Below are 5,735 nucleotides of genomic sequence, written 5' to 3'. Positions count from 1 at the left end.
GCGGAGGAGCCCGCCGCGGCCGGGGAAGCGGACGGCGATGTCGCGCGCCTCGATCACCGGTGCCGCCGCGCCGGCGCCCGACGGCCGTACGGCACCACGACGCGGCAGCGCATCGACCAGCGCCGCCGTGTAGCCGTGCCGGGGCGCGGCCAGCACCGCGCGCGCCGGTCCCTCCTCCACCACGCGCCCCTCGCGCATCACCGAGACGGCGTCGGCGTAGCGCGCGACCAGGCCGAGATTGTGCGTGATCAAGAGCACCGCGGTGCCCTCCTCGCGCGCGAGGCCGGTCATGAGGTCGAGCACCTCGCGCTGGGTCAGCGTGTCGAGCGCGGTCGTCGGCTCGTCGGCGATCAGCAGGGCGGGGCGCAGCAGCATCACCGAGGCGATCATGATGCGCTGGCGCATCCCGCCCGAGAACTCGTGCGGATAGGCGGCGAGGCATCGGTCCGGATCGCCGATCCGCACGCGCGCGAGCATGGCGCGTGCCGCCGCCTCGGCCTCGGCGCGCGGAAGCCGCCGGTGCAGGACCAGCGCCTCGCGCATCTGCGCGCCGATGCGGATCGCGGGATTGAGCGAGACCATCGGCTCCTGGAACACCATGCCGATCGCCGGGCCGCGCAGCCGGCGCAGCGCGGCATCGGGCAGCGCGGCCAGATTCTCGTCGCGCAGTCGGACCGATCCTGCAGGGATGCGAAACCCCGGTGGCAGCAGCCGCAGCACCGCGCGCGCCGCCATGGTCTTGCCGCTGCCCGACTCGCCGACGAGGGCGCGGAACCGGCCGGGCTCGATCGTGAAGGAGACGTCGTCCACGACGCGCCGCCCGCCCGGCGCCTCCACCGAGAGCCCCGCGACCGACAGCAGCGCCGTCATGCGTGCGCCGCCATGCGCGGGTCGAGCCGGTCGCGCACCCAGTCGCCGAGCAGGTTGATGCCGAGCAGGCTGAGCGCGATGCAGAGCCCGGGTGCGACGCCGAGCCAGACGGCGGACTCCATGTAGGGGCGGCTGGAGGCGAGCATGTTGCCCCAGGTCGGGGCCGGCGGCGGCACGCCGAGCCCGAGGAAGGACAGCGCGCTCTCCGACAGCAGCACCCACCCGAACATGCCGGTCGCCAGGACCGCCACCGGGGCGATGCAGTTCGGCGCGACATGGCGCCAGAGCGTGGTGTGCTCCGGGTTGCCGATCACGCGGCTCGCCTCGACGAACTCGCGCTCGCGGATCGACAGCACGGTGCCGCGCACGACACGCGCGACCGACGGCGCATAGGCGAGGCCGAGCGCCACCACGATGCCCCACTGGTTGGCGCCGAACACCACCAGGAAGCCGAGCGCGAGCAGGATCCCCGGGAAGGCGAGCAGCGCGTCGTTCACCGCCATCAGCACGCGGTCGGTCCAGCCGCGCAGGAACCCCGCCACCAGGCCGAGCGTCCCGCCGGCGATCACGGCGAAGGCCACGGTGGCGAGCGCGACGATCGCCGAAGTGGCGGCACCCGCCATGAGCCGGCTCAGCACGTCGCGGCCGAACTCGTCGGTGCCGAGCGGATAGGCGCCGCCGGGCGGGGCGAGGCGCGCGCGCAGGTTCACCGCCAGCGGATCGTGGGGCGTCCAGACCAGCGCGACCGCGGCGGTAAGAACGAGTGCCGTGATCAGCAGCCCGCCGATCAGGGCATTGAGCGGGATCGGACGCCGCATCGTCTCACTCCGCCGTGACGCGCGGGTCGAACAGCGGATACATCAGGTCCACGATCAGGTTCACGACCACGTAGATCAGGGCGATGAAGAGCAGGCAGCCCTGCACCACCGGGTAGTCGCGCGCGAAGATCCCGTCCACCAGCAGCCGCCCCAGCCCCGGCAGGGTGAACACCGTCTCCAGCACGGCGATGCCGCCCAGGAGGTTGCCGAGGGTCAGGCCGATCAGCGTCCAGGTCGGTGCGAAGGCGTTGGGCAGCACGTGGCGCAGCAGCACGCGTGATTCCGGCAGCCCCTTGGCGCGCGCATGCGTCACGTAGTCGAGCCGCAGCACCTCGATGGCGGCGGCCCGGCTCATGCGCGTGAGCACGCCGATCTCGATCATGATCAGCGTGACGATCGGCAGGATCAGGAAGGAGAGGGCAGCGGCGAAGTTCTCGGAGAACGGCACGAACCCGACCACCGGCAGCCAGCCGAGCTTCAGCCCGAACAGCAGCAGCAGGAGAAGCCCGAGCCAGAAACTCGGCACCGAAACGAGCACGGTCGCGCCGGCGACGATCGCGAGATCGGCCGCACTGCCCTGCCTCCACGCCGCGAGCAGGCCGAGCGGCACCGCGATCAGCGCCGCCGCGGCGACGGCGACCAGCACGATCGCGGTGCTGACCTGGAACCGTTCCAGGATCAGTCCCAGCACGGACTGGCCGTTGGTGATCGAGGCGCCGAGATCGCCCCGCGCGACGCGGGCGAGCCAGAGCGCGAACTGTACCGGCAACGGTCGGTCCAGGCCGAGCGCCGCGCGCAGATCGGCGATCTCGGCCTCACCCGCCGTGTCGCCCAGCATCACCAGCACCGGGTCGCCCGGCACCAGACGCATCAGCACGAACACGGTGGCGCCGACCAGCAGCAGCGTCGGCACCACCATCGCGAGCCGCCGCGCCAAGTAGCCGAGCACGCCCAGGACCCCGCGGTCAGTCCACCCGCACGCCCCAGAGGCGCGGATGGCCGGCGGGCCAGCCCTGGTAGCCCGAGACGTTGGCGCGCATCGCCGCGATCTCGGCCCCGTTGTAGAGGTTGATCAGCGGCACCTCGTCCAGCATCTTCCTGTGCAGCGCCTCGAAGATCGCGCGACGCCGCGCGGTATCGGTCGTGACCATGCTCTCGCGCAGCAGGGCAAGCGCCTCGGCGTTGTCCCAGACCTTGCGCGGCTGGGTGGCCTTCGGCCCCGAGAACATCTCGTAGGAGAGCGAGGGGTCGAGGCGCGCCGAGTAGCTGAAGCTCATCAGCTGGTAGTCGCCGCGCGTGTAGCGGTCGAGCTGGGTGGCCCAGTCCAGCACCTCGAGTTCGATCCGGAGCCCGGCCTCCTGCGCCATCGCCTGGGCCAGGACCGCCGCGTCGAACATCGAGGCATAGCGGCGGTTGGCCAGCATCCTGATGGTCTGGCCGCGATACCCGGCCTCCGCGAGCAGGCGGCGCGCGGCGGCGAGATCACGCGTGTAACCCTGGGCGTGCGGCGCGGTGTGGAAGGCGCTGCTGACCGGGATCGCGGAGGCGTTGTAGCGCGCGGTGCCTTCGCTCACGGCCTGCACCAGCGCCGGCAGGTCGAGGGCCAGCGCCAGCGCGCGGCGGATCCGCACATCGGCGAGCAGCGGATCCTTCGTCTGGATCAGCAGCGTGTTGAGGCCCATCGTCGCGGCGACGTCGAGCCTGATCTCCGGGCGCGCCTTGAGCTCGGCGAGGTCACTGCTCGCGATGTCGGTCAGCACGTCGATCGCGCCCGAGAGCAGCGCCGCCTTGCCCGCTGCCTGGTCCGGGATGACCAGGAAGCGGACGCGTTCGACCTCGGCCCGCTTGCCGCCGGTGAAGCCGTCGCGCGGTTCGCTGCGTGCCGCGGAGGAGTCGAAGCGGATGAGCTCGATGGATTGACCGCGCCGCCACTCGCCCATGCGGAAGGGGCCGGTGCCGATCGGCGCGAGCCAGGCGCCGTCGGGGCCGACGCTGTCGCGGTGCAGGATCGCGCTGCCGCCGCAATCGGGCCGCGCCATCGTCGCCGGGATCAGTGCCGAGGGGGATTCGAAGCGGAACACGACGGTGCGCGCATCCGGCGTCTCGATGCCAATGAGCTTCGCCGCGCCGCGGCCGTCGAACTCGGTGAGGCAGCGCCAGCGCGTCTCCGGCGTCATGTAGCGCCGCCAGGTCCAGGCGACGTCCTCCGAGGTGAGGGGCGCGCCGTTGTGGAAACGGACGTTCTCGCGCAGGCGGAAGGTGTAGGTCCGTCCGTCCTCCGACACGACCATGCTCTCGGCGAGCAGCGGGCCGACCGAGGCGTCCTCGCGGAACGCCACCAGCCCCTCCACCATGTGGAGCACCACCGCATCCGTATTGGCGTCGCGGTTCACGCCGGGATCGGTCGAGCGGATGTCGGCGTTCAGCCGCACGCGCAGGCCCTGCGCCTCGGCTGGTGCCGCTGCGCCGAGCGCGGCCGCGGCGACCAGCGCGATGCAGATGATCCGTCCTGCCCTCATCGTCGTCTCCCCCGTTGCTTCGCCGCGCGTCACGCGGCCCGGCGGCGTGCCGGCATGTCCAGGCGGAAGGTCGTGAACTGGCGGTTGAGCGCCGGCAGCATCGCAACCTCCATGATGCCGAGTTCGGGTTCCATCACCACCGCGGCGACGGTGGCGCTGAGCACACCGGAGAGGTTGCGGCGGGGCGGCCGGCAGACCGACCAGGGCGCGGCGAAGTCGTCGGCCAGCGCCGCCTTCACGGTCTCGCGCGTGATCCGCCCCAGGGCGGGCCGCAGGAGGTCGCGCACCCGGATGTCGCGGTAGAGGCTGTCGGGTGTCGCGGCGATGCCGGTATCGCGCAGCTTCGCGAGCGCCACCGGACTGACGAAATGGTTGGCGTGCACGAGCAGGCCGTTCTCGGGATGGATCTGGAACGTCTCGTCGGGGGCGCACTCGAAGTCGATCGCGACCCCGCCGCAATGCGAGACGATCATGTTGTTGGCGGCCGACTTCGGCGTGGCGTGGACGGCGTGCATCGCAAGCGCCAGGTGCTCCTGCTCGAGTGCCCTGCGCCGGATCAGCGCGAGCGGCACGCCGAGCGTGCGGTAGTCGCGATCGCACTGGAGATAGTTCGCCGTCAGCGCGATCCCGGCGGCGTTCAGCCCCGAGCGCGCAAGCCCGCCCGCCTCGGTGAAGGTGAGGATGTCCGGCCCGTGCTCCTGGCGGATGTGCAGCACCACCGCGGTCTCGGCGCACTCGACCTTCCAGTCCCAGTTCTGCGCATGGATCAGCCGCCCGGCCTCCGCCGCCGCCGGCATCACGACCACGCCGGTGCAGCCGTCGGGATTGCGCGCGGCATCCGCGCGCGCCTCGGCCTCGCGCTGGCCGAGCTTCAGGATCTCGGTGCGCGCGTTCAGCAGCGCCACCCCCTCGATGGCAACACCCGCCCCCTCGGCGATGCCGGCGATCTCCTCGGCGTAGGCCGGGTCGAAGGCGGCGATGCGCGGCATGAAGCGCGCGACCAGGTCGCGCACGGCCGGCTGGTCGAGCTGCATCGCGCGGAGCTGTTCGCCGTAGTGCGCGATTCCCTTGCGGATGCGCGCGCCGGCCTGCCTGCCGTAGCTCCGCCCGCGTTCGCGCGGCGGGCCGCCGATCTCGATCAGGGGGCAGGGCTCGACCATGGGCGGATCGCCTTCTGTTGCCGGACGCAAGGAGCGTAGTGTATTTTCTGATCGTATGGAACATCAAGCGGCGACTCCCCCGGCACCGCCGAGCCGGCTGCAGCGCGCCGTGCTCGGACAGATCGCGGAACTCGCACGCGCGCAGGGATGGGGGACGGGGACGCACCTGACGGAGCTCGGCCTGGCCCGCCGGCTCTCAGTCTCGCGCACACCCGTCCGTGCCGCGCTCGCGCACCTGGCCGCGCGCGGCCTGCTCCCCCCCCGCCCCGCCGGGCTGCTGGGCGTCCCGGGGGGGCGGCTCGCGGAGGGCGCCGCCGCCGATCTCTGCCTGTTCGATCCCGACCGCGCCTGGCAGATCCGCGCCGACG

General features: G+C 72.4%; 6 protein-coding genes. 1 reads left to right on the top strand and 5 read right to left on the bottom strand.

What is annotated here, in order from left to right:
• The 5 genes from FK498_RS16960 to FK498_RS16940 form a co-directional block, all read right to left on the bottom strand.
• Positions 1–870 (bottom strand): ABC transporter ATP-binding protein (locus FK498_RS16960; protein WP_141856643.1); only part of this gene is annotated, 870 nt, incomplete at its 3' end.
• Positions 867–1,688 (bottom strand): ABC transporter permease, encoded by an 822-nt coding sequence (locus FK498_RS16955; RefSeq protein WP_141856642.1) that lies wholly within the window; start codon positions 1,686–1,688, stop codon positions 867–869. The genes FK498_RS16960 and FK498_RS16955, both read right to left, overlap by 4 nt.
• A 4-nt stretch (positions 1,689–1,692) precedes the next feature.
• On the bottom strand, positions 1,693–2,637 hold the full coding sequence (locus FK498_RS16950; protein ID WP_202614895.1) for an ABC transporter permease: 945 nt from the start codon (positions 2,635–2,637) through the stop codon (positions 1,693–1,695).
• Positions 2,638–2,653: 16 nt separating this feature from the next.
• The gene (locus FK498_RS16945) at positions 2,654–4,207 is read right to left on the bottom strand and encodes an ABC transporter substrate-binding protein (protein ID WP_141856640.1); all 1,554 of its coding nucleotides are present in this window, start codon (positions 4,205–4,207) and stop codon (positions 2,654–2,656) included.
• 29 nt (positions 4,208–4,236) lie between these two features.
• Entirely contained in the window at positions 4,237–5,367 is a 1,131-nt protein-coding gene (locus FK498_RS16940) for a C45 family peptidase (protein WP_141856638.1), read from the bottom strand.
• Positions 5,368–5,476: 109 nt separating this feature from the next.
• Between FK498_RS16940 and FK498_RS16935 the strand changes: the two genes are divergently transcribed.
• The coding region (locus FK498_RS16935) for a GntR family transcriptional regulator (protein ID WP_237560993.1) at positions 5,477–5,735 on the top strand (259 nt) is incomplete at its 3' end.

This window comes from Elioraea sp. Yellowstone, from assembly GCF_006704265.1.
In the GTDB taxonomy this organism is placed as follows: domain Bacteria; phylum Pseudomonadota; class Alphaproteobacteria; order Acetobacterales; family Acetobacteraceae; genus Elioraea.
The sequence above is the reverse complement of the archived record's forward strand: the minus strand, read 5'-3'. Positions and strand labels throughout refer to the sequence as shown.